Origin of the sequence: Streptoalloteichus tenebrarius (assembly GCF_024171885.1) — a bacterium.
In the GTDB taxonomy this organism is placed as follows: Bacteria; Actinomycetota; Actinomycetes; order Mycobacteriales; family Pseudonocardiaceae; genus Streptoalloteichus; species Streptoalloteichus tenebrarius.
The window spans coordinates 71,970-92,455 of record NZ_JAMTCP010000024.1; the positions used below are offsets into that span (position 1 = coordinate 71,970).

Below are 20,486 nucleotides of genomic sequence, written 5' to 3' on the forward strand. Positions count from 1 at the left end.
CGCCCGCCTGCTGAGGCGCGATGACGTGACGCCCGGACACCCGGTCCGGGCGTCACGCCCGCGTGTCGTCCTCGGCCCTCGGGTCCCGGCGGGTCGCGTCGGGAACCCGGAGCCGACGGGTGGCCTCGGCCCGCGCCGCCAGCTCGGCGTCCGGCGGGTAGTCGACGCCGACGAGCGTCAGCCCGTGCGCCGGAGCCACGGTGACGCCGTTGGCGCGCTCGGTCGTGCGCAACAACGCGGCGGGCCACTCCGGAGGGCGCCGCCCCTCGCCGACCGCGAGCGACGCGCCGACCAGGCTGCGCACCATCGAGTGACAGAACGCGTCGGCCGACACGAACGCCGTCAGGAAGTCCCCGTCCCGCACCCACTCGAACCGCTGGAGTTCGCGGACGGTGGTCGCGCCCTCCCGGCGTCGGCAGAACGCCACGAAGTCGTGCTCGCCGAGCATCAGCGCGGCCGCGGCGTTCATCGCGACCTCGTCGAGCCGGCGCGGCCAGCCCAGCACGTGCCGTCGCGACAGCGGGTCGACGCCCCAGGGCGCGTCGCACACGCGGTACTCGTAGTGCCGGCGCATCGCGGAGAACCGGGCGTCGAACCCCTCAGGGGCCGGGACCACGGAGAACACCCGCACGTCCCCCGGCAACAGCCGGTTGAGCCGACGCGCCAGATCGTCCACGGCGGCCCCGGCGGGCACGTCCGCGTGCGCGGTCTGGCCGCTGGCGTGCACGCCGGCGTCCGTGCGCCCGGCGACGGTCAGCGCCACCTCCGTCCGCAGCAGACGGGACAGCGCCGCCTCCAGCTCGCCCTGCACGGTGCGCCGCCCCGGCTGCCGGGCCCAGCCGGAGAAGTCGGTGCCGTCGTAGGCCAGGTCGAGGCGCACCCTCAGGCGCGCCCGCTCCACCAGCTCCGCCTCCGCCGCCGGCCCGCCGAGCCCCGGGTCGCCGAGCCCCGGGTCGGCGTCGCCCGTGTCCCGACCGCGGACGAGCCCGCCACCCCTGGTCGGGGTGGCGGGCTCGGAACCGGTGCTCATGCGGGACACCCGCGTCCGGTCGCCGCCCGTGGACGGGGAGAACTCACGGTCGTCCACGCGTGGCTCCGATGAGATCGGGCGAGTCGGTCAGGACTCGTCCTTCTTCTCGTCCTTCTTCTCGGCCTGCTCGGCGGCGGCCTCGGTGCTCTCCTCGGCCTTGGCCTCGGCGGCGGTCGTGCTCTCCTCGGCCGGCGCCTGCTCGGCGGCGGCCTCGGCGTCCTTCGCGAACTTGGTGCCGCGAGCCTTCTCGGCCTCGGCGGTCACGGTCCGCTCCCGCACCAGCTCGATGACGGCCATCTTGGCGTTGTCGCCCTTGCGCGGCATCGTCTTGATGATGCGGGTGTAGCCACCGTCCCGCTCGGCGAAGAGCGGGGCGATCTCGGCGAACAGCTTGTGCAGCACGTCCTTGTTGCGGATGACCTTCAGCACCTCGCGGCGGTTGTGCAGGTCGCCGCGCTTGGCCTTGGTGATCAGCCGCTCCGCCAACGGCTTGAGCCGCTTCGCCTTGGCCTCGGTCGTCTGGATCCGGCCGTGCTCGAACAGCGACGTGGCCAGGTTGGCCAGCAGCAGCCGCTCGTGGGCCGGCGACCCGCCGAGACGGGCGCCCTTGGTGGGCTTGGGCATCGGTTGCTCCTCTTGCTTCCTGGAGGTCTCCCGCCCGACCGGCTCCCCGCCCCGAGGGGCGGGGAGCCGGTCAACGCGTCAGAGCTGCTCCGTCTCTGCGTAGTCCTGGCCGTCGTCGTTGCCGTGCTCGGCGCCGACCGCCCAACCCTCGCTCGGGTACTCGGCGGCGGCGGCGGTCGGGTCGAACCCGGGCGGGCTGTCCTTGAGCGCCAGGCCGAGGCCGGCCAGCTTCATCTTGACCTCGTCGATCGACTTCGCGCCGAAGTTGCGGATGTCGAGGAGGTCGGCCTCGCTGCGCGAGACCAGCTCGCCGACGGTGTGGATGCCCTCCCGCTTGAGGCAGTTGTAGGAGCGCACCGTCAGGTCGAGGTCCTCGATCGGCATCGCGAACGCGGCGATGGTGTCCGCCTCGGCCGGCGACGGGCCGATCTCGATGCCCTCCGCGTCGACGTTCAGCTCGCGGGCCAGGCCGAACAGCTCGACCAGGGTCTTGCCGGCCGAGGCCAGCGCGTCCCGCGGGGTGATCGACGGCTTGGTCTCGACGTCGAGGATCAGCTTGTCGAAGTCGGTCCGCTGCTCGACACGGGTGGCCTCGACCTTGTAGGTCACCTTGAGCACCGGCGAGTAGATCGAGTCCACCGGGATCCGGCCGATCTCGGCGCCGGCCTGCTTGTTCTGCACGGCTGGGACGTAGCCGCGACCACGCTCGACGACGAGCTCGATCTCCAGCTTGCCCTTGGCGTTCAGGGTGGCGATGTGCAGGTCCGGGTTGTGCACGGTGACACCGGCCGGCGGCACGATGTCGCCCGCGGTGACCTCACCGGGCCCCTGCTTGCGCAGGTACATGGTCACCGGCTCGTCCTCCTCGGAGCTGACCACGAGCTCCTTGAGGTTGAGGATGATGTCGGTGACGTCCTCCTTGACGCCCGGCACGGTGGTGAACTCGTGCAGCACGCCGTCGATGCGGATGCTGGTCACCGCCGCGCCCGGGATCGAGGACAGCAGCGTGCGCCGCAGGGAGTTGCCGAGCGTGTAGCCGAAGCCCGGCTCGAGCGGCTCGATGACGAACCGGGAGCGGGTCTCGTTGACCGGCTCCTCGGTCAGCGTGGGTCGCTGGGAGATGAGCACTGTCGGTTTCCTTTCCTACCGGCGCCCGCCATATGACGCCGCAGGGGGTGGCGCGCCGGGCGGCCCGAACCGAACGCACTGGCGGGGCCGGTGCCGGCGAGGCGGACGACACATCCGGCGTGTCGCCGCCGGACCCGGCGACGGGGAAGGCGACCCGGGAGCGGGGAACCCGCCCCTCGGTCGCCTCCCCCGCGCTGGATCACTTCGAGTAGAGCTCGACGATGAGCTGCTCCTGCACCGGCACGTCGATCTGCGCGCGGAGCGGGAGCTGGTGCACCAGGACACGCAGCGTCGAGGGGACGACCTGGAGCCACGCCGGCACCGGCCGGCTGCCCATGTCCTCCTTCGCCGCGATGAACGGCAGCGTGTTCAGCGACTTCGGCTTCACGTCGATGATGTCGTACTGCGACACCCGGAAGCTCGGGATGTTCACCTTCTGGCCGTTGACCAGGAAGTGGCCGTGCGACACCAACTGACGGGCCTGCCGACGGGTCCGGGCGAGGCCGGCGCGGTAGACCACGTTGTCGAGCCGGGACTCCAGGATCTGGAGCAGGTTCTCACCGGTCTTGCCGGGGCGGCGCACGGCCTCCTCGTAGTACCGGCGGAACTGGCGCTCAAGCACGCCGTAGGTGAAGCGGGCCTTCTGCTTCTCCTGCTTCTGGAGCAGGTACTCGCTCTCCTTGGTCCGCGCGCGGCCGTGCTGGCCGGGCGGGTAGGGGCGACGCTCGAAGGCCTGGTCACCGCCGACCAGGTCGACCTTCAGCCGACGCGACTTGCGGGTGATGGGTCCGGTGTAGCGAGCCATTGGTAGCTAGTCCTCCCCCTGGCCTCAGACCCGGCGCCGCTTCGGCGGCCGGCAGCCGTTGTGCGGCTGCGGGGTCACGTCCTGGATGGTGCCGACCTCGAGACCGGCGGCCTGGAGAGACCGGATGGCGGTCTCCCGGCCGGAGCCCGGGCCCTTCACGAACACGTCAACCTTGCGCATGCCGTGCTCGGCGGCCTTGCGCGCGGCGTTCTCGGCGGCCATCTGCGCGGCGAACGGGGTGGACTTCCGGGAGCCCTTGAACCCGACGTGGCCGGCGGACGCCCAGGAGATCACGTTCCCCGTCGGGTCCGTGATGGACACGATGGTGTTGTTGAACGTGCTCTTGATGTGAGCGTGACCGTGGGTGACGTTCTTCTTCTCCTTGCGCCGGACCTTCTTGACCCCGGCGCCGGTGCGGGACTTGGGTGGCATTGCTTCGGTGCTCTCCTAGCTGCCGCGAGGGGCTTACTTCTTACCGGCCTTCTTCTTGCCGGCGACCGTCTTCTTCGGGCCCTTGCGGGTGCGGGCGTTGGTCTTGGTCCGCTGACCACGCACGGGCAGACCCCGACGGTGCCGCAGGCCCTCGTAGCAGCCGATCTCCACCTTGCGGCGGATGTCGGCGGCCACCTCGCGGCGGAGGTCACCCTCGACCTTGAAGTTGTTCTCGATGAAGTCCCGCAGCTTGGTGACGTCCTCGTCGCTGAGGTCCCTGGCACGCAGGTCCGGGCTGACGCCGGTGGCGGCCAGGATCTCCTTCGAGCGGGTACGGCCGATGCCGTAGATGTAGGTCAGCGCGATCTCCATCCGCTTCTCGCGGGGGAGGTCGACGCCAGCGAGCCGTGCCATACGGCGCGTTCTCCTTCTCTTGGCTCCAGGTCTGCTCCCCGTCCGCCCCGGGAGGTGGCTGGCTCCGCGGAGCCGACGCCGACCGCCCGCTGGCGTGGGCGGCCTCCCGGGCCCCGGCCTGGAGACCGGGGGTGGATTGGACCCGTGCCGACCCGTCGGAACGGGCCGCACCGGTCCGGTAGGCACGGGGAGATTTCGTTGTGTGGCGTCGTCGCCCTGCGACGGGCGAGGCGGCGATCAGCCCTGACGCTGCTTGTGGCGCAGGTTCTCGCAGATCACCATGACCCGGCCGTGACGGCGGATCACCTTGCACTTGTCGCAGATCTTCTTGACGCTCGGCTGGACCTTCACGGTCGTGCTCTCCTGCTCGGCCGCGTGCCCGGACCGCGAGGCCCGGGCACCGTGGAGGTCACTTGTAGCGGTAGACGATGCGGCCGCGAGACAGGTCGTAGGGCGAGAGCTCCACGACTACCCGGTCCTCCGGCAGGATGCGGATGTAGTGCTGCCGCATCTTGCCGCTGATGTGTGCCAGGACCTTGTGGCCGTTCTCCAGCTCGACGCGGAACATCGCGTTGGGGAGCGGCTCGATCACGCGGCCCTCGACCTCGATGGCCCCGTCCTTCTTGCCCATGTCCTCCGCGTTTCGTGACGGTGCGAGTACGGTCACGCTCGGTCGGGCCTCGGTGACCCGGCCAGGCGGTGGGCGCACGCCACCCCGGCTCCGAAATCGCCACGAAATGCTGCTGCACACGCGCACGGCGGAACCGGCGCGAGGTACGCGCCGACACACCAGTGTAGGCACACCCGGGGGAACGCTCCAAACCAGGGGGGCCGACGTCACGCCGCGTCAAGAGGACGCGCCGACCCCACCCGAACGCGGGACCCCGCGCCGCCGCCATCACCCTTTCGACTGAGTTGCCCGTGGCGAGGCCGACGACCCTCCGCTGTGCTCGTCGTCACCACGGGTACCCGGCGTCTCCCCGTGAAGCGGAACGCCGCCCCGGCACCCAGGTCGGCGCCACCCCTCTTCGGCGTGCTCAGCTCTCCCCGGGCGGCGGAACGGGGCCGACACCACGCGGGAGGGTCGGACGTCCGCTCCCACGCCTCCCCCGTGGCCGCTGCCGCGCTCCAGGCTCAGCGCTCCTTGTCGCGACCGACGCCGCTCGCCCACAGGACGCCGAGCACGGCGCCGGGCGCGACGAACCAGACCCACACGGGGTAGGTCCACCCCATGGTCAACACGAGCAGGCCCCAGAGAGCCAGGCTGAAGGCCACCAGGCAGAGCCAGATCCGTGTCAGCACCGTCATCGCCACCCGGCTCGCCGAGGGACCGGCCGGTCGTGGCGCCGGCAGGTCCGCGACCACCCGCTCCAGCTCGCCACGCGTCTTCGCGTCCCAGGCGGTCCGCACCCGCGTGTCGAACTCCGCGAGGTCGATGAGCCCCTGGGCGTGCGCCGCGTGCGGGCGGTCCTGCACCAGCTTCCGGTCGACGTCCGACGCGCGGATGTCGTCGGGGTGTCACGGGTCGCTCAAGCCGCTGATCTTCCCAGCCACCCGCCCCGCCAGGACGGTGAACCGGGCAGCCGGCCCTCCCGCCCGAACAGCGGAGTGCCCGCGCCGGGAGGGCGCGGGCACTCGGGCGCTGAGGTGGCGACGGTCAGATGACGGTCTCGTTCTCCGGGGCGGTGAGCACCCAGGGACCGTCCTCGGTGATGGCCACGCTGTGCTCCCAGTGCGCGGCCCGCGAGCCGTCGACCGTGACCACGGTCCACTCGTCGTCGAGTTCCTCGGTCTCCGGCGAGCCCAGGGTCAGCATCGGCTCGATGGCGATGGCCATCCCGACCTTCAGCTTCGGCCCCTTGCCGGGCCGGCCGTAGTTCGGCAGGAACGGCTCCATGTGCATCCTGGTGCCGATCCCGTGCCCGCCGTACTCCTCGACGATGCCGTACTCCACGCCGTCCCTGGCGCGGGAGGCCCGCACGGAGGTCTCGATGGCGTGCGAGATGTCGGTCAGCCGGCCGCCGGGACGCGCCGCCCTGATCCCGGCCAGCATCGACTCCCTGGTCGCCTCGGACAGCAGCCGGTCCGCCTCGCCGAGCGCGCCGACACCCAGCGTCACCGCCGAGTCCCCGTGCCAGCCCTCCAGGATGGCCCCGCAGTCCACCGACAGCAGGTCGCCCTCGGCCAGCACCAGGTCCCTGGTCGGGATGCCGTGCACGATCTGCTCGTTCACCGAGGCGCAGATCGAGGCCGGGAAGCCCTGGTAGCCCTTGAACGAGGGCACCGCGCCGGCGTCCCGGATGGTCTGCTCGGCCAGCTCGTCCAGCTCGCCCGTGCTCACCCCGGGCCGGGCGTGGGCGGCCACCGCCGCCAACGCCCTGGCGACGACCAGGCCGGCCGCCCGCATCGCCTGGAGCTCACCGGGCGTCTTGATCTCGATACCGCGTCCGCGTCGCACCACCGAAGCCACCGTCTCCAGCAGGCTCACGACTCGCCGCGCAGCGCCTTGAGCGCGCGCTCGCTGATCTCGCCCACCGCGCCGACGGCGTCGATGGTGATCAGGATGTCGCGGTAGTAGTTCAGCAGCGGGGCCGTCTCCGACCGGTAGATCTGCTGCCGGCGCCGGATGACCTCCTCGGTGTCGTCCGAGCGGCCACGGGCCAGCAGGCGCTCCACCACGACGTCCTCCGGGACGTCGAACTCCAGCACCGCGTCCAGCTTCACCCCCGCGTCGGCGAGGATCCCGGACAGCACCTCCGCCTGCGCGGTGTTGCGCGGGAAGCCGTCGAGCAGGAAGCCCTTCGCGGCGTCCGGCTCGGCGAGGCGCTCGCGCACCATCGCGTTGGTGACCGTGTCCGGCACCAGCTCACCGGCGTCGAGGTACTGCTTGGCCTCCTGGCCCAGCGGGGTCTGCTGCCCCACGTGGGCGCGGAACAGCTCCCCGGTGGAGATGTGCGGGATGCCGAGCTTGTCGCTCAGCACCGCGGCCTGGGTGCCCTTGCCCGCGCCCGGCGGGCCGACGAGAACGAGTCGCACTAGCGGAGGAACCCTTCGTAATTGCGCTGCATCAGCTGGCTCTCGATCTGCTTCACCGTGTCGAGGCCGACGCCGACCATGATCAGCACCGCGGTGCCGCCGAACGGGAAGTTCTGGTTCTGCCCCTGGCCCGTCATGTCCAGGAAGAAGTTCGGCAGGATCGCGATGATGCCCAGGTAGAGCGAACCCGGCAGCGTCAGGCGGTTGAGCACGAACCCGAGGTACTCGGAGGTCGGGCGCCCCGGCCGGATGCCGGGGATGAAGCCGCCGAACTTCTTCATCTCGTCGGCGCGCTCGTCCGGGTTGAACGTGATCGCGACGTAGAAGTAGGCGAAGAAGATGATGAGCAGGAAGTACAGCGAGATGTGCACCCAGCTCGACTGGTCCACCAGGTAGGTGTCGACCAGCCGCTTCCAGGTCGACGGCTCACCGGTCGGCGAGGCGGCGAGCTGGGAGATGAGCTGCGGCAGGTAGAGCAGGGACGACGCGAAGATGACCGGGATGACGCCCGACTGGTTGACCTTGAGCGGCAGGTAGGTCGAGGTCCCGCCGTACATCCGGCGGCCGATCATGCGCTTGGCGTACTGCACCGGGACCCGGCGCTGCCCCTGCTCCATGAAGATGACGCTGGTGATGATCGCCAGCCCGAACACGCACACCACGGCGAACACCAGGCCGCCCTGGGTGCGGAGGATGTTGCCGCCCTCGGGCACCAGCCGGGCGGCGATCGAGGTGAACATCAGCAGCGACATGCCGTTGCCGATGCCGCGCTCGGTGATCAGCTCCCCGAACCACATGATGATCGCGGTGCCCGCGGTCATCGTGATCACGATGACCACCAGGTTGAACACCGAGGAGTCGGGGACGATCGGGTAGGTCGTGGTGTCGCAGTTGCGCAGGAGCTGTCCCCTGACCGCCAGCGCCACCACGCCGGTCGACTGGAGCACGGCCAGCGCGACGGTCAGGTACCGCGTGTACTGCGTCAGCTTGTTCTGGCCGGACTGGCCTTCCTTCTTGAGCTGCTCGAACCGCGGGATCACCACCGTCAGGAGCTGCACGATGATGCTCGCGGTGATGTAGGGCATGATGCCCAACGCGAAGACCGAGAGCTGGAGCAGCGCGCCACCGCTGAGCAGGTTGATCAACGAGTAGACGCTCTGGTTGGCGCTTCCCTCGATCAGCCTGATGCACTCCTGGACGTTCCTGTACGACACGCCAGGGGAGGGCAGTGTCTGGCCGAGCCGGAACAGCACCAGGATCCCCAGCGTGAACAGGATCTTGCGACGCAGGTCAGGCGTCGCAAGAGCCGAGCGGAAGGCGCTGAGCACGCGGTACCTCCTCGGCATCGACGGACCTCGTGGGGCCCGACGATCGGCTGGGCCGGCTTCCGTGCCGGCATTTGTCGACTACCTGGCGGGCAAGCCAGACGCGCCCGCCCCACTACGGGGCGAAGCGTGCTGACGACTCTAACAGCCCCGGCCCCTCACGCCGCCCCGGCCGAAGCATTCCCGCCATCGGATTCCCCATGTCGCACGGGAGAACCCGGCGGACGCGCCACCGACGTTCCCCGGGACGGGGGAGCTGGACCACCAACGAGGGGAGGGCCGGACGCGACGCGCGTCCGGCCCTCCCCTCATGAAGGCTGGATCAGGTCACAGCTTGGTGGCGGTGCCACCGGCGGCCGTGATCTTCTCCTGGGCGCTGCCCGAGAAGGCGTGCGCGGTCACGTCGACCTTCACGCCCAGCTCGCCCTCGCCCAGCACCTTGACCAACTGGCCCTTGCGGACCGCGCCGGCCGCGACCAGCTCGGCCACGCCGACGGTGCCGCCCTGCGGGAACAGCCGGGCGATGTCGCCGACGTTGACGACCTGGTACTCGGTGCGGAACCGGTTCTTGAAGCCCTTGAGCTTCGGCAGCCGCATGTGGATGGGCATCTGCCCACCCTCGAACGCGGCCGGCACGTTCTTCCGGGCCTTGGTGCCCTTCGTGCCGCGGCCGGCGGTCTTGCCCTTGGAGCCCTCACCGCGACCCACGCGGGTCTTGGCGGTCTTGGCGCCGGGGGCCGGCCGGAGGTGGTGGATCTTGATGGTCATCAGTCAGCAACCTCCTCGACCGCCACCAGGTGGCGGACGGTGTGGACCAGGCCGCGGACCTGCGGGGTGTCCTCGCGCACCACGGACTGGCGGATCTTCCGCAGGCCGAGGGTGCGCAGGGACTCCCGCTGGTTCTGCTTGGTGCCGATGGTGCTGCGCAGTTGGGTGATCTTCAGCTTCGCCATGCCGGTCACGCCCCCTGCCCAGCGCGGGCCCGCAGCATGCCGGCCGGCGCGACGTCCTCCAGGGGCAGCCCGCGCCGGGCCGCCACCTCCTCGGGCCGCTGAAGCTGCTTCAGCGCGGCGATGGTGGCGTGGACGATGTTGATGGCGTTGTCGCTGCCCAGCGACTTGCTCAGCACGTCGTTCACGCCCGCGCACTCCAGCACGGCGCGCACCGGGCCACCGGCGATCACACCGGTACCCGGGGCGGCCGGACGGAGCAGCACCTGGCCGGCCGCGTCCCGCGCCTCGACGGGGTGCGGGATGGTGGTCGCGATCCGGGGGACGCGGAAGAAGTTCTTCTTCGCCTCCTCCACGCCCTTGGCGATCGCGGCCGGCACCTCCTTGGCCTTGCCGTAGCCGACGCCGACCAGGCCGTCGCCGTCGCCCACGATGACCAGCGCGGTGAAGCTGAACCGCCGGCCACCCTTCACGACCTTGGCGACGCGGTTGATCGACACCACGCGCTCGATGTGCGGGGTCTTCTCCTGGGCCGCCCCGCCGCGGCCACCGTCCCGGCGGTCGCGGCGCTCGCCGCGCTCCCCGCCGTCACGACGCATGCGTCCAGGCATCAGGCGTCCCTTCCGGTGATGTACTGGATCTTCTTCATCAGCACTGTCAGAACTCCAGCCCCGCCTCGCGAGCGGCGTCCGCCAGGGCCGCGATCCGGCCGTGGTACTCGTAACCGCCACGGTCGAACACGACCTGCGAGATGCCGGCGTTCCTGGCCCTGGCGGCCACGAGCTCGCCGACCTTGGCCGCGCGGGCCTTCTTGTCGCCCTCGATCGCGCGGACGTCGGCCTCCAGGCTGGAGGCCGCGGCCAGCGTGTGGCCCTTGGTGTCGTCGATCAACTGGGCGACGATGTGCCGCGAGGACCGGAACACCGCAAGGCGCGGACGCTCCGCGGTGCCGACAACCTTCTTCCGCAGGCGGAAGTGCCGCTTGATCCGGGCCTCGCGACGCGCCTGGGAGACACCCTTGCCGACGCTGCGGCGCTTGGTAGCAGTGGTCTCGCTCATGCTCACTTACCCGTCTTCCCGACCTTGCGGCGAACGTTCTCGCCCGCGTAGCGCACGCCCTTGCCCTTGTACGGCTCGGGCTTGCGGATCTTGCGGATGTTGGCCGCGACCTCACCGACCTGCTGCTTGTCGATGCCCTGCACGGAGAACTTGGTCGGGCTCTCCACGGCGAAGGTGATGCCCTGCGGCGGGTCGACCTTGACCGGGTGGCTGAAGCCCAGCGCGAACTCCAGCGAGGAGCCCTTGGCCTGGACGCGGTAACCGACGCCCACGATCTCGAGCTTCTTCTCGTAGCCCTGGGTCACGCCGACGACCATGTTGTTCACCAGGGTCCTGGTCAGGCCGTGCAGCGAGCGGCTCTTGCGCTCGTCGTCCGGGCGCTTCACCAGCAGGCCGCCGTCCTCGGCGCGCTCCACGGTGATCGGCTCCGGGACCGCGTGGGTCAGGGTCCCCTTCGGGCCCTTCACCGTCACGACCTGGCCGTCGATGGTGACGTCAACCCCGGCGGGGACGGGGACGGGCAGCTTTCCGATGCGCGACATGCCGTTACCCCCTTCCTCACCAGACGTAGGCGAGGACTTCCCCGCCCACGCCCTGCTTCTGGGCCTGCCGGTCGGTCAGCAGGCCGGACGACGTGGAGATGATCGCCACGCCGAGACCACCCAGCACCTTGGGCAGGTTGGTCGACTTGGCGTACACCCGCAGGCCGGGCTTGGACACGCGCCGCAGGCCCGCGATGCTCCGCTCGCGGTTCGGCCCGTACTTCAGCTCGATGACCAGGTTCTTGCCCTTGTCGCCCTGCTCCGCGCGGAAGCCGGCGATGTAGCCCTCACGCTGGAGAATCTCGGCGATGTTGGCCTTGAGCTTCGAGTGCGGCATCACGACCTCGTCGTGGTATGCCGAGTTGGCGTTCCGCAGACGCGTGAGCATGTCTGCGATCGGGTCGGTCATCGTCATGGTGACCTAATCAACCTTTCTCGCCGCGGTTCCTCTGCCTCAGCAAGGGGCCTACGGCGAAGTGGGGGGTCTGGAGCAGGGCGTAAGGGCTCAGCCTAGCTGGTTCACCAGCTCGACTTGCTCACGCCGGGCAGCTCACCGCGGTGCGCCATCTCACGGAGGCACACCCGGCACAGACCGAACTTGCGGTACACCGAGTGCGGACGACCGCAGCGGTTGCACCGGGTGTAGGCGCGCACCGCGAACTTCGGCTTACGCGCGGCCTTGCTGATCAGCGCCTTCTTCGCCATGGCTCAGTTCTCCTCGTTGCGATCCACGGCCGCGAACACCATCACAGCCCGTCACTGCTCCTTGAACGGGAAGCCCAGGTGCTTCAGCAGCGCCCGGCCCTCCTCGTCGGTGGTGGCGGTGGTGACGACGGTGATGTCCATGCCGCGCGGGCGGTCGATCGAGTCGGGGTCGATCTCGTGGAACATCGACTGCTCGTTCAGGCCGAACGTGTAGTTGCCGTTGCCGTCGAACTGCTTGCCCGACAGGCCGCGGAAGTCGCGGATACGGGGCAGCGCGATGGTCAGCAGCCGGTCCAGGAACTCCCACATCCGGTCGCCGCGCAGCGTGGCGCGGGCGCCGATCGGCATGCCCTCGCGCAGCTTGAACTGCGCGATGGACTTCTTGGCCCGCCGGATCTCCGGCCGCTGGCCGGTGATCAGGGAGAGGTCGCGCACGGCGCCCTCGATCAGCTTGCCGTCGCGGGCGGCGTCGCCGACGCCCATGTTCACGACGACCTTCACGATGCCCGGCACCTGCATGGGGTTGCTGTAGGAGAACTCCTCCTGGAGCGCCCGCTTGATCTCCTCGCGGTAGCGGGTCTTCAGCCGCGGAACGATCTTCTCAGCCGTGGTCATGCTCAGATGTCCTTACCGTTCCGACGGGAAATGCGGACGCGCTTCCCCTCGTCGTTCGTGCGGTACCCGACCCGGGTGGGCTTGCCGTCGGAGTCCACGACCATCACGTTGCTCACGTGGATCGGGGCCTCCTGGGTCACGATGCCGCCCGACTGGGCGCCCCGCTGGGTCCGCGAGACCCGGGTGTGCTTCTTGATGCGGTTCACGCCCTCGACCAGGACGCGCTGCTCCTGCGGGAAGGCCTGGATGACCTTGCCCTTGGCGCCCTTGTCCTTGCCGGCGATGACGACGACCGTGTCGCCCTTCTTCACCTTCATCACAGCACCTCCGGCGCGAGCGAGATGATCTTCATGAACTTCTTCTCGCGAAGCTCACGGCCGACCGGACCGAAGATGCGGGTACCCCGAGGCTCGTTGTCGTTCTTGATCAGAACGGCGGCGTTCTCGTCGAAACGGATGTACGAGCCGTCCGGACGCCGCTTCTCCTTCGCGGTGCGGACGACGACGGCCTTGACCACGTCGCCCTTCTTCACACCCGCGCCGGGGATGGCGTCCTTGACGGTGGCGACGATGATGTCGCCGATGCCCGCGTAGCGACGCGCCGAGCCGCCGAGCACGCGGATGCAAAGGATCTCCTTCGCACCGGTGTTGTCGGCGACGCGCAGTCGCGACTCCTGCTGGATCACGTCAACTCCTGACCCTTGGTGGCGCGCCAGATTTCCGACCTGACGCGCGCGGTCGTCACTTGGCCTTCTCGAGGATCTCCACGAGCCGCCAGCGCTTGGTCGCCGACAGCGGGCGGGTCTCCATCAGCAGCACACGGTCGCCGACACCGGCGATGTTGCCCTCGTCGTGCGCCTTCACCTTGGAGGTGGTGCGCATGACCTTGCCGTACAGCGGGTGCTTCTTGCGGTCCTCGAGCAGGACCACGATCGTCTTGTCCATCTTGTCGGAGACGACGTAGCCCTCGCGGACCTTGCGGTTGTTGCGCACGTTGCTCTCGTTGTTCTCGCTCATGCCGCGCCCTCACCCTCGGGCGACTGCGACAGGCCCAGCTCACGCTCGCGCATCACGGTGTAGATGCGGGCGATGTCGTGCCGGACGGTCCGCAGCCGGCGGTTGTTGTCGAGCTGCCCGGTGGCCATCTGGAAGCGGAGGTTGAACAGCTCCTCCTTGGCTTCCTTCAGGCGCAGCACGAGCTCCTCGTTGGTGAGCTCACGCAGCTCAGCGGCGGTGGTACCCGCTGCCATCAGAACTCACCACCCTCACGCGTGACGATGCGGCACTTCATCGGGAGCTTGTGGATCGCGCGACGAAGCGCCTCGCGGGCCACGGCCTCGTTCGGGAAGCTCATCTCGAAGAGCACCCGACCGGGCTTGACGTTGGCCACCCAGTACTCCGGGGAGCCCTTACCGGAACCCATCCGGGTCTCGGCCGGCTTCTTGGTCAGCGGGCGGTCCGGGAAGATGTTGATCCAGACCTTGCCACCACGGCGGATGTGCCGGGTGATGGCGATACGCGCCGACTCGATCTGCCGGTTGGTCACGTAGGCCGGCTCCAGAGCCTGGATGCCGAACTCGCCGAAGGACACCCGCGTGCCGCCCTTGGCCGCGCCCTTGCGGCTCGGGGAGTGCTGCTTGCGGTGCTTGACCTTCCGTGGGATGAGCACTACTCAGCCCTCCGTCTTCTCGACCGCGGCGCCCTCGGTGGCGGCCGCCGCGGCCTCCTCGCTCGCCCTGGCCTCGGCCGCGCGGCCGGCCTCGGTGCTCGTCGGCGTGGTGCCGGCGGCGCCGGACCGGCGGCGGCGCTCACCGCGCTCACCGCGCTCGCCACGCTCACGACGCGGCGGGCGGGACTCGGCGGCGGTCTCGCGGGACCGGTAGCCGCCGACCAGGTCGCCCTTGTAGATCCACACCTTCACGCCGATGCGGCCGAAGGTGGTGCGGGCCTCGAAGAAGCCGTAGTCGATGTCCGCACGCAGCGTGTGCAGCGGGACCCGACCCTCGCGGTAGAACTCCGACCGCGACATCTCGGCGCCGCCCAGGCGACCGCCGCACTGCACCCGGATGCCCTTGACCTGCGGCGAGCGCATGGCCGACTGGATGGCCTTGCGCATCGCGCGCCGGAAGGACACGCGGTTGGAGAGCTGCTCGGCGACGCTCTGCGCCACGAGCTGCGCGTCGGCCTCGGCGTTCTTGACCTCGAGGATGTTGAGCTGGACCTGCTTGCCGGTCAGCTTCTCGAGGGCGCCGCGGATGCGGTCGGCCTCCGCGCCGCGGCGGCCGATCACGATGCCCGGACGGGCGGTGTGGATGTCCACGCGGACACGGTCACGGGTGCGCTCGATCTCCACCTTGGAGATGCCGGCGCGCTCCATGCCCTTGGACAGCATGCGGCGGATCTTGACGTCCTCCGCCACGTACTCCGAGTACTGCTTGTCGGCGTACCAGCGCGACTTCCAGTCGGTGGTGATCCCCAGCCGGAAGCCGTGCGGGTTGATCTTCTGACCCACTACCGGGCACTCCCCTTCGCGCGGTTGGCCTTGCCGGCCTTCGGGCGCGACTCGACCTCGACGGTGATGTGGCTGGTGCGCTTGCGGATCCGGTACGCGCGACCCTGGGCGCGCGGCCGGAAGCGCTTGAGCGTCGGCCCCTCGTCCACGAACGCCGCGGACACCCACAGGGTCTCCGGGTCCAGGTCGAGGTTGTTCTCGGCGTTGGCCATGGCGCTGGCGAGCACCTTCGCGACCGGACCGCTGGCGGCCTGCGGCGCGAACTGGAGCACGCTCAGGGCCTCCCGGGCGTTGCGGCCCCTGATCAGCTCGACCACCCGACGCACCTTCATCGGCGTCATGCGGACGTAGCGGGCCCGCGCCACGGCACGCGGAGCCTGCTCCGCCGTGCCGGCGTCGGTGTTACCCATCGCTGCTAACCCCTTGCTTCGTCAGTTCCAGTCACAGCCCGCTCAGCGGCGGCGCGACTTGCGGTCTTCCTTGACGTGGCCCTTGAAGGTCCGGGTCGGGGCGAACTCGCCCAGCTTGTGCCCGACCATGGCCTCGGTGATGAACACCGGGACGTGCTTACGGCCGTCGTGCACCGCGATGGTGTGACCCAGCATGTCCGGGATGATCGTGGAACGGCGGGACCAGGTCTTGATGACCTGCTTGCTGCCCTTCTCGTTCTGCGCGTCCACCTTCTTGAGCAGGTGGTCGTCGACGAAGGGGCCCTTCTTCAGGCTGCGCGGCATCCTTCACTCCCTCCCTGCTCAGCGCTTCTTACCGGTGCGACGACGCCGGACGATGAGCTTGTCGCTGGCCTTGCGCCGACGGGTGCGACCCTCCGGCTTGCCGTTCGGGTTGACCGGGTGACGACCACCCGAGGTCTTGCCCTCACCACCACCGTGGGGGTGGTCCACCGGGTTCATGGCCACACCGCGGACGGTCGGGCGCTTGCCCTTCCACCGCATCCGGCCGGCCTTGCCCCAGTTGATGTTCGCGTGCTCCGAGTTGCCCACCTCGCCGACGGTGGCGCGGCAGCGCACGTCGACGTTGCGGATCTCGCCCGAGGGCATGCGGAGCTGCGCGTACGGGCCGTCCTTGGCCACGAGCTGCACGCTCGCGCCGGCCGACCGGGCGATCTTGGCGCCGCCGCCGGGCCGCAGCTCGATGGCGTGCACCACCGTGCCGACCGGGATGTTGCGCAGCGGCAGGTTGTTGCCCGGCTTGATGTCGGCCTTCGGGCCGTTCTCGATCTTGTCGCCCTGGCGGAGCTTGTTCGGGGCGATGATGTAGCGCTTCTCGCCGTCCGCGTAGTGGAGCAGCGCGATGCGCGCGGTGCGGTTCGGGTCGTACTCGATGTGCGCGACCTTCGCCGGCACGCCGTCCTTGTCCGCCCGCCGGAAGTCGATGATCCGGTAGGCGCGCTTGTGACCGCCGCCCCTGTGGCGGGTCGTGATCTTGCCGTGCGCGTTGCGGCCACCCGACTTGGTGATCGGGCGAACCAGCGACTTCTCCGGGTGAGACCGGGTGATCTCGGCGAAGTCGGACACGCTCGCGCCACGACGGCCAGGCGTCGTCGGCTTGTACTTGCGGATGCCCATCTCTGTGCCAGTCCCTACGTTCTCTTACGCGGCCGGGCCGCCGAAGATCTCGATCGGCTTGCTCTCCGGGGAGAGCGTCACGATGGCGCGCTTGGTGTCCTTGCGCTTGCCCCAGCCGTTGCGGGTGCGCTTGCGCTTGCCCTGACGGTTGATCGTGTTCACCGACACGACCTTCACGCCGAAGACCTTCTCCACCGCGATCTTGATCTCGGTCTTGTTGGCGTCCGGGCTCACCAGGAAGGTGTACTTGTTCTCCTCGAGCAGCCCGTAGGACTTCTCGGAGATCACCGGCGCGAGGAGAATGTCACGCGGGTCGGGAATCACTTCGCCGCCTCCTCCAGCTCACCGGAGCGCGCGCTCGCCTTCGCGGTCTTGCCGCGGACCGGACCGGCCAGGAACAGGTTCAGCGCGTCCTTGGTGAACACCACGTCGTCGTTGACCAGCACGTCGTAGGTGTTGAGCTGGTCCGGGTGGATCAGGTGCACGTTCGGCACGTTGCGCAGGCTCAGCCAGGCGATCTCCTCGGCGCGGCTGAGCACCACGAGCACCCGCCGCGCCTCGGTCACCGTGGCGAGGGCGGCCTTGGCCGTCTTGGTGGACGGCTTGTCGCCCTCGATCAGCGAGGTGACCACGTGCACGCGGTCGGCGCGGGCCCGGTCGGACAGGGCGCCGCGCAGGGCGGCGGCCTTCATCTTCTTCGGGGTCCGCTGGGTGTAGTCGCGCGGCGTCGGGCCGTGGACGGTGCCACCGCCGGCGAACTGCGGGGCGCGGGTCGAACCCTGACGGGCCCGGCCGGTGCCCTTCTGCCGGTACGGCTTCTTGCCGCCGCCGGAGACCTCGCCGCGGGTCTTGGTGTCGTGCGTGCCCTGCCGCGCGGCCGCCATCTGGGCCACGACGACCTGGTGCATCAGCGGGATGTTCGCCTGGACGTCGAAGACGTCGGCGGGCAGCTCGACGGTGCCCTCGGTCTTGCCGTCCGGGGTGCGGACCTCAACCGTGGCGGTCACTTGGCACCACCCTTCGCAGCGGTCTTGACGAGCACGAGCCCGCCCTTGGGGCCGGGCACGGCGCCCTTGATGAGCAGCAGGCCGGACTCGCCGTCCACCTGGTGCACGGTCAGGTTCTGCGTGGTCACCCGCTCGTGGCCCATGCGACCCGCCATGCGCAGGCCCTTGAACACGCGGCCCGGGGTGGCGCAGCCACCGATCGAGCCGGGCGAACGGTGCTTGCGCTGCGTGCCGTGGCTGGCGCCGAGGCCGCCGAAGCCGTGCCGCTTCATGACACCCGCGAAGCCCTTGCCCTTGCTCGTGCCGGTCACGTCGACCACGGTGCCGGCCTCGAAGACCTCAGCGGTCAACTCCTGGCCGACCTCGTACTCACCGGCGTCGGCGGTACGCAGCTCCACCAGGTGACGGCGCGGGGTCACGCCGGCCTTGGCGAAGTGGCCCGACCGCGGCTTGTTCACCTTGCGGGGGTCGATGGCGCCGAAGGCGAGCTGGACCGCCGAGTAGCCGTCCTTCTCCGGGGTGCGGATCTGGGTGACCACGCACGGGCCCGCCTTGACGACGGTCACCGGGACCACCCGGTTGTTCTCGTCGAAGACCTGGGTCATTCCGAGCTTGGTGCCCAGGATCCCCTTGATCTGCCTGTCAGACATGGGACTGTTAACTCCGCCGCTCTCGCGTCCAGCTCTTACTGGATGTTGACGTCGACGCTGGCCGGCAGGTCGATGCGCATGAGCGCGTCCACCGTCTTCGGCGTGGGGTCGAGGATGTCGATCAGACGCTTGTGCGTGCGCATCTCGAAGTGCTCGCGCGAGTCCTTGTACTTGTGCGGCGAGCGGATGACGCAGTAGACGTTCTTCTCAGTGGGCAGCGGCACCGGCCCGACGACCCGAGCGCCGGTGCGCGTCACGGTCTCGACGATCTTGCGCGCGGACGCGTCGATCGCCTCGTGGTCGTAGGCCTTGAGCCGGATGCGGATCTTCTGTCCCGCCATGGTGGCTTGCCGTTCCTCTTCTCGTACCGCTGCGGTGCGGGTTGCCTTACCGGTGGGCCCGAGGGGTCCCAGACCGCGCTCCGCCCCTGTTCAGGTGTCACGGTGCCCGGTCCACGCGGTCGGGCGTGTCGCGCCCTCGAGCACAGACCGGTCCCACTGACTTCGTCTGTGGGATGGACCCTGGCGGGTCCGGTGTCCCCCGCTCACGTCGACGTGGTGCGTCGATGACGCCGACCGCCGACGACCAGGGGCTGCGGTTGTTTTCCCTACTGGAGGGGCTCGTTCCGGGGCGGCCGGATCCGCGACGGACCGCCATGGGTGGTCACACGGACTGGCCGCCCCGAACGAGCAACCCGTACAGGATGCCACACCGTGGTGTAGCAGTCCAAATCGGGTGGGGGAGGCCACCCGCGAACGGGTGGCCTCCCCGGCGACTCACTTGATGATCTTGGTGACCCGGCCGGCGCCGACGGTGCGGCCGCCCTCGCGGATCGCGAACTTGAGGCCCTCCTCCATCGCGATCGGCTGGATCAGGGCGACGGACATGTTGGTGTTGTCGCCCGGCATGACCATCTCGGTGCCCTCGGGGAGGGTCACCACGCCGGTCACGTCCGTGGTCCGGAAGTAGAACTGCGGACGGTAGTTGTTGAAGAACGGCGTGTGACGGCCACCCTCGTCCTTGGACAGGATGTAGACCTGCGCCTCGAACTCCGTGTGCGGGGTGACGGAGCCCGGCTTGCAGACGACCATGCCGCGCTCCACCTCCTCGCGCTTGGTGCCGCGCAGGAGCAGGCCCACGTTGTCGCCGGCCTGGCCCTGGTCGAGGAGCTTGCGGAACATCTCGACGCCGGTGACGGTCGTCGACATGCTCTTCTCCTTGATGCCGACGATCTCAACGGTCTCGTTGACGTTGATCACGCCGCGCTCGATGCGACCGGTGACGACGGTGCCACGACCGGTGATCGTGAACACGTCCTCGACCGGCATCAGGAAGGGCTTGTCGATCTCACGCTGCGGCTCGGGGATGTTCTCGTCCACGGCCTTCATGAGGTCGAGCAGCTTGGCGCCCCACTCCTTGTCGCCCTCCAGGGCCTTCAGGGCGGACACGCGCACGACCGGGACGTCGTCGCCCGGGAACTCGTACTCGTTGAGGAGCTCGCGGACCTCGAGCTCGACGAGCTCCAGGATCTCCTCGTCGTCCACCATGTCGGCCTTGTTCAGCGCGACCACGATGTACGGCACGCCGACCTGGCGGGCCAGCAGCACGTGCTCCTTGGTCTGCGGCATCGGGCCGTCGGTCGCCGCGACCACCAGGATGGCGCCGTCCATCTGCGCCGCACCGGTGATCATGTTCTTGATGTAGTCGGCGTGACCCGGGCAGTCGACGTGCGCGTAGTGCCGGCTCTCGGTCTGGTACTCGACGTGCGCGATGGAGATGGTGATACCGCGCTGACGCTCCTCGGGAGCCTTGTCGATCTCCTCGAACGGCGTGAACGGGTTCAGGTCCGGGTACGCGTCGTGCAGGACCTTGGTGATGGCCGCGGTCAGCGTCGTCTTGCCGTGGTCGATGTGACCGATGGTGCCGATGTTGACGTGCGGCTTGGTCCGCTCGAACTTCGCCTTCGCCACTGGTGTGTCCTCCTGGACTGTGTTTGCTACCCGTCGCACCGGCGTGGATCCGGCGCGGCGTGCCTCAGGGCCGGTTGTGCGGACCCTGGGGAGGATC

The 20,486-nt window shown here is 69.6% G+C and carries 34 protein-coding genes; all 34 read right to left on the bottom strand.

What is annotated here, in order from left to right; all coding sequences use genetic code 11:
• Positions 1 to 52 precede the first annotated feature (52 nt).
• Positions 53 to 1,039 carry a tRNA pseudouridine(38-40) synthase TruA gene (gene truA, locus LX15_RS19650; protein WP_253671114.1) on the bottom strand — a complete coding sequence of 329 codons (987 nt, stop codon included), beginning with the start codon at positions 1,037 to 1,039 and terminating at the stop codon, positions 53 to 55.
• Between the two features lie 78 nt (positions 1,040 to 1,117).
• Positions 1,118 to 1,654, bottom strand: coding sequence for a 50S ribosomal protein L17 (gene rplQ / locus LX15_RS19655; protein WP_253671082.1), 537 nt, complete (start codon positions 1,652 to 1,654; stop codon positions 1,118 to 1,120).
• A 78-nt stretch (positions 1,655 to 1,732) separates the two neighbouring features.
• On the bottom strand, positions 1,733 to 2,782 hold the full coding sequence (locus LX15_RS19660) for a DNA-directed RNA polymerase subunit alpha (protein WP_073479313.1): 1,050 nt from the start codon (positions 2,780 to 2,782) through the stop codon (positions 1,733 to 1,735).
• A 199-nt stretch (positions 2,783 to 2,981) separates the two neighbouring features.
• Positions 2,982 to 3,587 (bottom strand): 30S ribosomal protein S4, encoded by a 606-nt coding sequence (gene rpsD / locus LX15_RS19665; RefSeq protein ID WP_253671083.1) that lies wholly within the window; start codon positions 3,585 to 3,587, stop codon positions 2,982 to 2,984.
• 24 nt (positions 3,588 to 3,611) lie between these two features.
• The gene (gene rpsK / locus LX15_RS19670; protein ID WP_073479315.1) at positions 3,612 to 4,019 is read right to left on the bottom strand and encodes a 30S ribosomal protein S11; all 408 of its coding nucleotides are present in this window, start codon (positions 4,017 to 4,019) and stop codon (positions 3,612 to 3,614) included.
• Between the two features lie 33 nt (positions 4,020 to 4,052).
• On the bottom strand, positions 4,053 to 4,433 hold the full coding sequence (gene rpsM / locus LX15_RS19675) for a 30S ribosomal protein S13 (RefSeq protein ID WP_253671084.1): 381 nt from the start codon (positions 4,431 to 4,433) through the stop codon (positions 4,053 to 4,055).
• Positions 4,434 to 4,670: 237 nt separating this feature from the next.
• The gene (gene rpmJ / locus LX15_RS19680) at positions 4,671 to 4,784 is read right to left on the bottom strand and encodes a 50S ribosomal protein L36 (RefSeq protein ID WP_010148647.1); all 114 of its coding nucleotides are present in this window, start codon (positions 4,782 to 4,784) and stop codon (positions 4,671 to 4,673) included.
• 58 nt (positions 4,785 to 4,842) lie between these two features.
• Complete coding sequence (gene infA, locus LX15_RS19685; protein ID WP_009948665.1) at positions 4,843 to 5,064, bottom strand: translation initiation factor IF-1; 222 nt, start codon at positions 5,062 to 5,064, stop codon at positions 4,843 to 4,845.
• A 503-nt stretch (positions 5,065 to 5,567) separates the two neighbouring features.
• Entirely contained in the window at positions 5,568 to 5,939 is a 372-nt protein-coding gene (locus LX15_RS19690) for a DUF1707 SHOCT-like domain-containing protein (protein ID WP_308213491.1), read from the bottom strand.
• A gap of 151 nt (positions 5,940 to 6,090) precedes the next feature.
• Positions 6,091 to 6,912, bottom strand: a complete 822-nt coding sequence (gene map / locus LX15_RS19695) for a type I methionyl aminopeptidase (RefSeq protein WP_301304913.1) — start codon at positions 6,910 to 6,912, stop codon at positions 6,091 to 6,093.
• A 5-nt stretch (positions 6,913 to 6,917) separates the two neighbouring features.
• Positions 6,918 to 7,469, bottom strand: coding sequence for an adenylate kinase (locus LX15_RS19700; protein ID WP_253671086.1), 552 nt, complete (start codon positions 7,467 to 7,469; stop codon positions 6,918 to 6,920).
• Positions 7,469 to 8,797 carry a preprotein translocase subunit SecY gene (secY, locus tag LX15_RS19705; protein ID WP_253671116.1) on the bottom strand — a complete coding sequence of 443 codons (1,329 nt, stop codon included), beginning with the start codon at positions 8,795 to 8,797 and terminating at the stop codon, positions 7,469 to 7,471. Before secY ends, LX15_RS19700 begins: the two co-directional genes overlap by 1 nt.
• Before the next feature lie 324 nt (positions 8,798 to 9,121).
• Positions 9,122 to 9,565: a 50S ribosomal protein L15 gene (gene rplO / locus LX15_RS19710; RefSeq protein ID WP_253671117.1), complete on the bottom strand. Its 444-nt coding sequence runs from the start codon at positions 9,563 to 9,565 to the stop codon at positions 9,122 to 9,124.
• Complete coding sequence (rpmD, locus tag LX15_RS19715) at positions 9,562 to 9,747, bottom strand: 50S ribosomal protein L30 (RefSeq protein WP_253671087.1); 186 nt, start codon at positions 9,745 to 9,747, stop codon at positions 9,562 to 9,564. Before rpmD ends, rplO begins: the two co-directional genes overlap by 4 nt.
• 5 nt (positions 9,748 to 9,752) lie before the next feature.
• A complete protein-coding gene (rpsE, locus tag LX15_RS19720) occupies positions 9,753 to 10,355 on the bottom strand; it encodes a 30S ribosomal protein S5 (protein WP_253671088.1) in 603 nt (200 codons plus the stop codon).
• Positions 10,356 to 10,401: 46 nt separating this feature from the next.
• Positions 10,402 to 10,803: a 50S ribosomal protein L18 gene (rplR, locus tag LX15_RS19725; RefSeq protein WP_253671118.1), complete on the bottom strand. Its 402-nt coding sequence runs from the start codon at positions 10,801 to 10,803 to the stop codon at positions 10,402 to 10,404.
• Positions 10,804 to 10,805: 2 nt separating this feature from the next.
• Entirely contained in the window at positions 10,806 to 11,345 is a 540-nt protein-coding gene (gene rplF, locus LX15_RS19730) for a 50S ribosomal protein L6 (protein ID WP_253671089.1), read from the bottom strand.
• Between the two features lie 16 nt (positions 11,346 to 11,361).
• Positions 11,362 to 11,760 (bottom strand): 30S ribosomal protein S8, encoded by a 399-nt coding sequence (gene rpsH / locus LX15_RS19735; protein WP_253671090.1) that lies wholly within the window; start codon positions 11,758 to 11,760, stop codon positions 11,362 to 11,364.
• Between the two features lie 104 nt (positions 11,761 to 11,864).
• Positions 11,865 to 12,050: a type Z 30S ribosomal protein S14 gene (locus LX15_RS19740; RefSeq protein ID WP_073479328.1), complete on the bottom strand. Its 186-nt coding sequence runs from the start codon at positions 12,048 to 12,050 to the stop codon at positions 11,865 to 11,867.
• Positions 12,051 to 12,101: 51 nt separating this feature from the next.
• Entirely contained in the window at positions 12,102 to 12,665 is a 564-nt protein-coding gene (gene rplE / locus LX15_RS19745; protein WP_253671091.1) for a 50S ribosomal protein L5, read from the bottom strand.
• Positions 12,666 to 12,667: 2 nt separating this feature from the next.
• A complete protein-coding gene (rplX, locus tag LX15_RS19750; RefSeq protein ID WP_253671092.1) occupies positions 12,668 to 12,982 on the bottom strand; it encodes a 50S ribosomal protein L24 in 315 nt (104 codons plus the stop codon).
• Positions 12,982 to 13,350, bottom strand: a complete 369-nt coding sequence (rplN, locus tag LX15_RS19755) for a 50S ribosomal protein L14 (RefSeq protein WP_073479331.1) — start codon at positions 13,348 to 13,350, stop codon at positions 12,982 to 12,984. The genes rplX and rplN overlap by 1 nt, the downstream gene beginning before the upstream one ends.
• Before the next feature lie 55 nt (positions 13,351 to 13,405).
• On the bottom strand, positions 13,406 to 13,681 hold the full coding sequence (gene rpsQ / locus LX15_RS19760; protein WP_253671093.1) for a 30S ribosomal protein S17: 276 nt from the start codon (positions 13,679 to 13,681) through the stop codon (positions 13,406 to 13,408).
• Entirely contained in the window at positions 13,678 to 13,914 is a 237-nt protein-coding gene (gene rpmC, locus LX15_RS19765) for a 50S ribosomal protein L29 (protein WP_073479333.1), read from the bottom strand. The genes rpsQ and rpmC overlap by 4 nt, the downstream gene beginning before the upstream one ends.
• Positions 13,914 to 14,333, bottom strand: coding sequence for a 50S ribosomal protein L16 (gene rplP / locus LX15_RS19770; protein WP_073479334.1), 420 nt, complete (start codon positions 14,331 to 14,333; stop codon positions 13,914 to 13,916). Before rplP ends, rpmC begins: the two co-directional genes overlap by 1 nt.
• Positions 14,334 to 14,336: 3 nt before the next feature.
• Positions 14,337 to 15,176 (bottom strand): 30S ribosomal protein S3, encoded by an 840-nt coding sequence (gene rpsC, locus LX15_RS19775; RefSeq protein WP_253671094.1) that lies wholly within the window; start codon positions 15,174 to 15,176, stop codon positions 14,337 to 14,339.
• The gene (gene rplV, locus LX15_RS19780; RefSeq protein WP_253671095.1) at positions 15,176 to 15,586 is read right to left on the bottom strand and encodes a 50S ribosomal protein L22; all 411 of its coding nucleotides are present in this window, start codon (positions 15,584 to 15,586) and stop codon (positions 15,176 to 15,178) included. Before rplV ends, rpsC begins: the two co-directional genes overlap by 1 nt.
• 42 nt (positions 15,587 to 15,628) lie before the next feature.
• A complete protein-coding gene (rpsS, locus tag LX15_RS19785; RefSeq protein WP_253671096.1) occupies positions 15,629 to 15,910 on the bottom strand; it encodes a 30S ribosomal protein S19 in 282 nt (93 codons plus the stop codon).
• Positions 15,911 to 15,928: 18 nt separating this feature from the next.
• Complete coding sequence (rplB, locus tag LX15_RS19790) at positions 15,929 to 16,762, bottom strand: 50S ribosomal protein L2 (RefSeq protein ID WP_253671097.1); 834 nt, start codon at positions 16,760 to 16,762, stop codon at positions 15,929 to 15,931.
• A gap of 24 nt (positions 16,763 to 16,786) precedes the next feature.
• Positions 16,787 to 17,086 carry a 50S ribosomal protein L23 gene (rplW, locus tag LX15_RS19795; protein ID WP_253671098.1) on the bottom strand — a complete coding sequence of 100 codons (300 nt, stop codon included), beginning with the start codon at positions 17,084 to 17,086 and terminating at the stop codon, positions 16,787 to 16,789.
• Positions 17,083 to 17,769: a 50S ribosomal protein L4 gene (rplD, locus tag LX15_RS19800; RefSeq protein ID WP_253671099.1), complete on the bottom strand. Its 687-nt coding sequence runs from the start codon at positions 17,767 to 17,769 to the stop codon at positions 17,083 to 17,085. The genes rplW and rplD overlap by 4 nt, the downstream gene beginning before the upstream one ends.
• Positions 17,766 to 18,419, bottom strand: a complete 654-nt coding sequence (gene rplC, locus LX15_RS19805) for a 50S ribosomal protein L3 (protein WP_253671100.1) — start codon at positions 18,417 to 18,419, stop codon at positions 17,766 to 17,768. The genes rplD and rplC overlap by 4 nt, the downstream gene beginning before the upstream one ends.
• Before the next feature lie 35 nt (positions 18,420 to 18,454).
• Positions 18,455 to 18,760, bottom strand: a complete 306-nt coding sequence (gene rpsJ, locus LX15_RS19810) for a 30S ribosomal protein S10 (protein ID WP_003938093.1) — start codon at positions 18,758 to 18,760, stop codon at positions 18,455 to 18,457.
• Positions 18,761 to 19,195: 435 nt separating this feature from the next.
• Positions 19,196 to 20,389 (bottom strand): elongation factor Tu, encoded by a 1,194-nt coding sequence (gene tuf, locus LX15_RS19815; protein WP_253671101.1) that lies wholly within the window; start codon positions 20,387 to 20,389, stop codon positions 19,196 to 19,198.
• Positions 20,390 to 20,486: the final 97 nt, after the last annotated feature.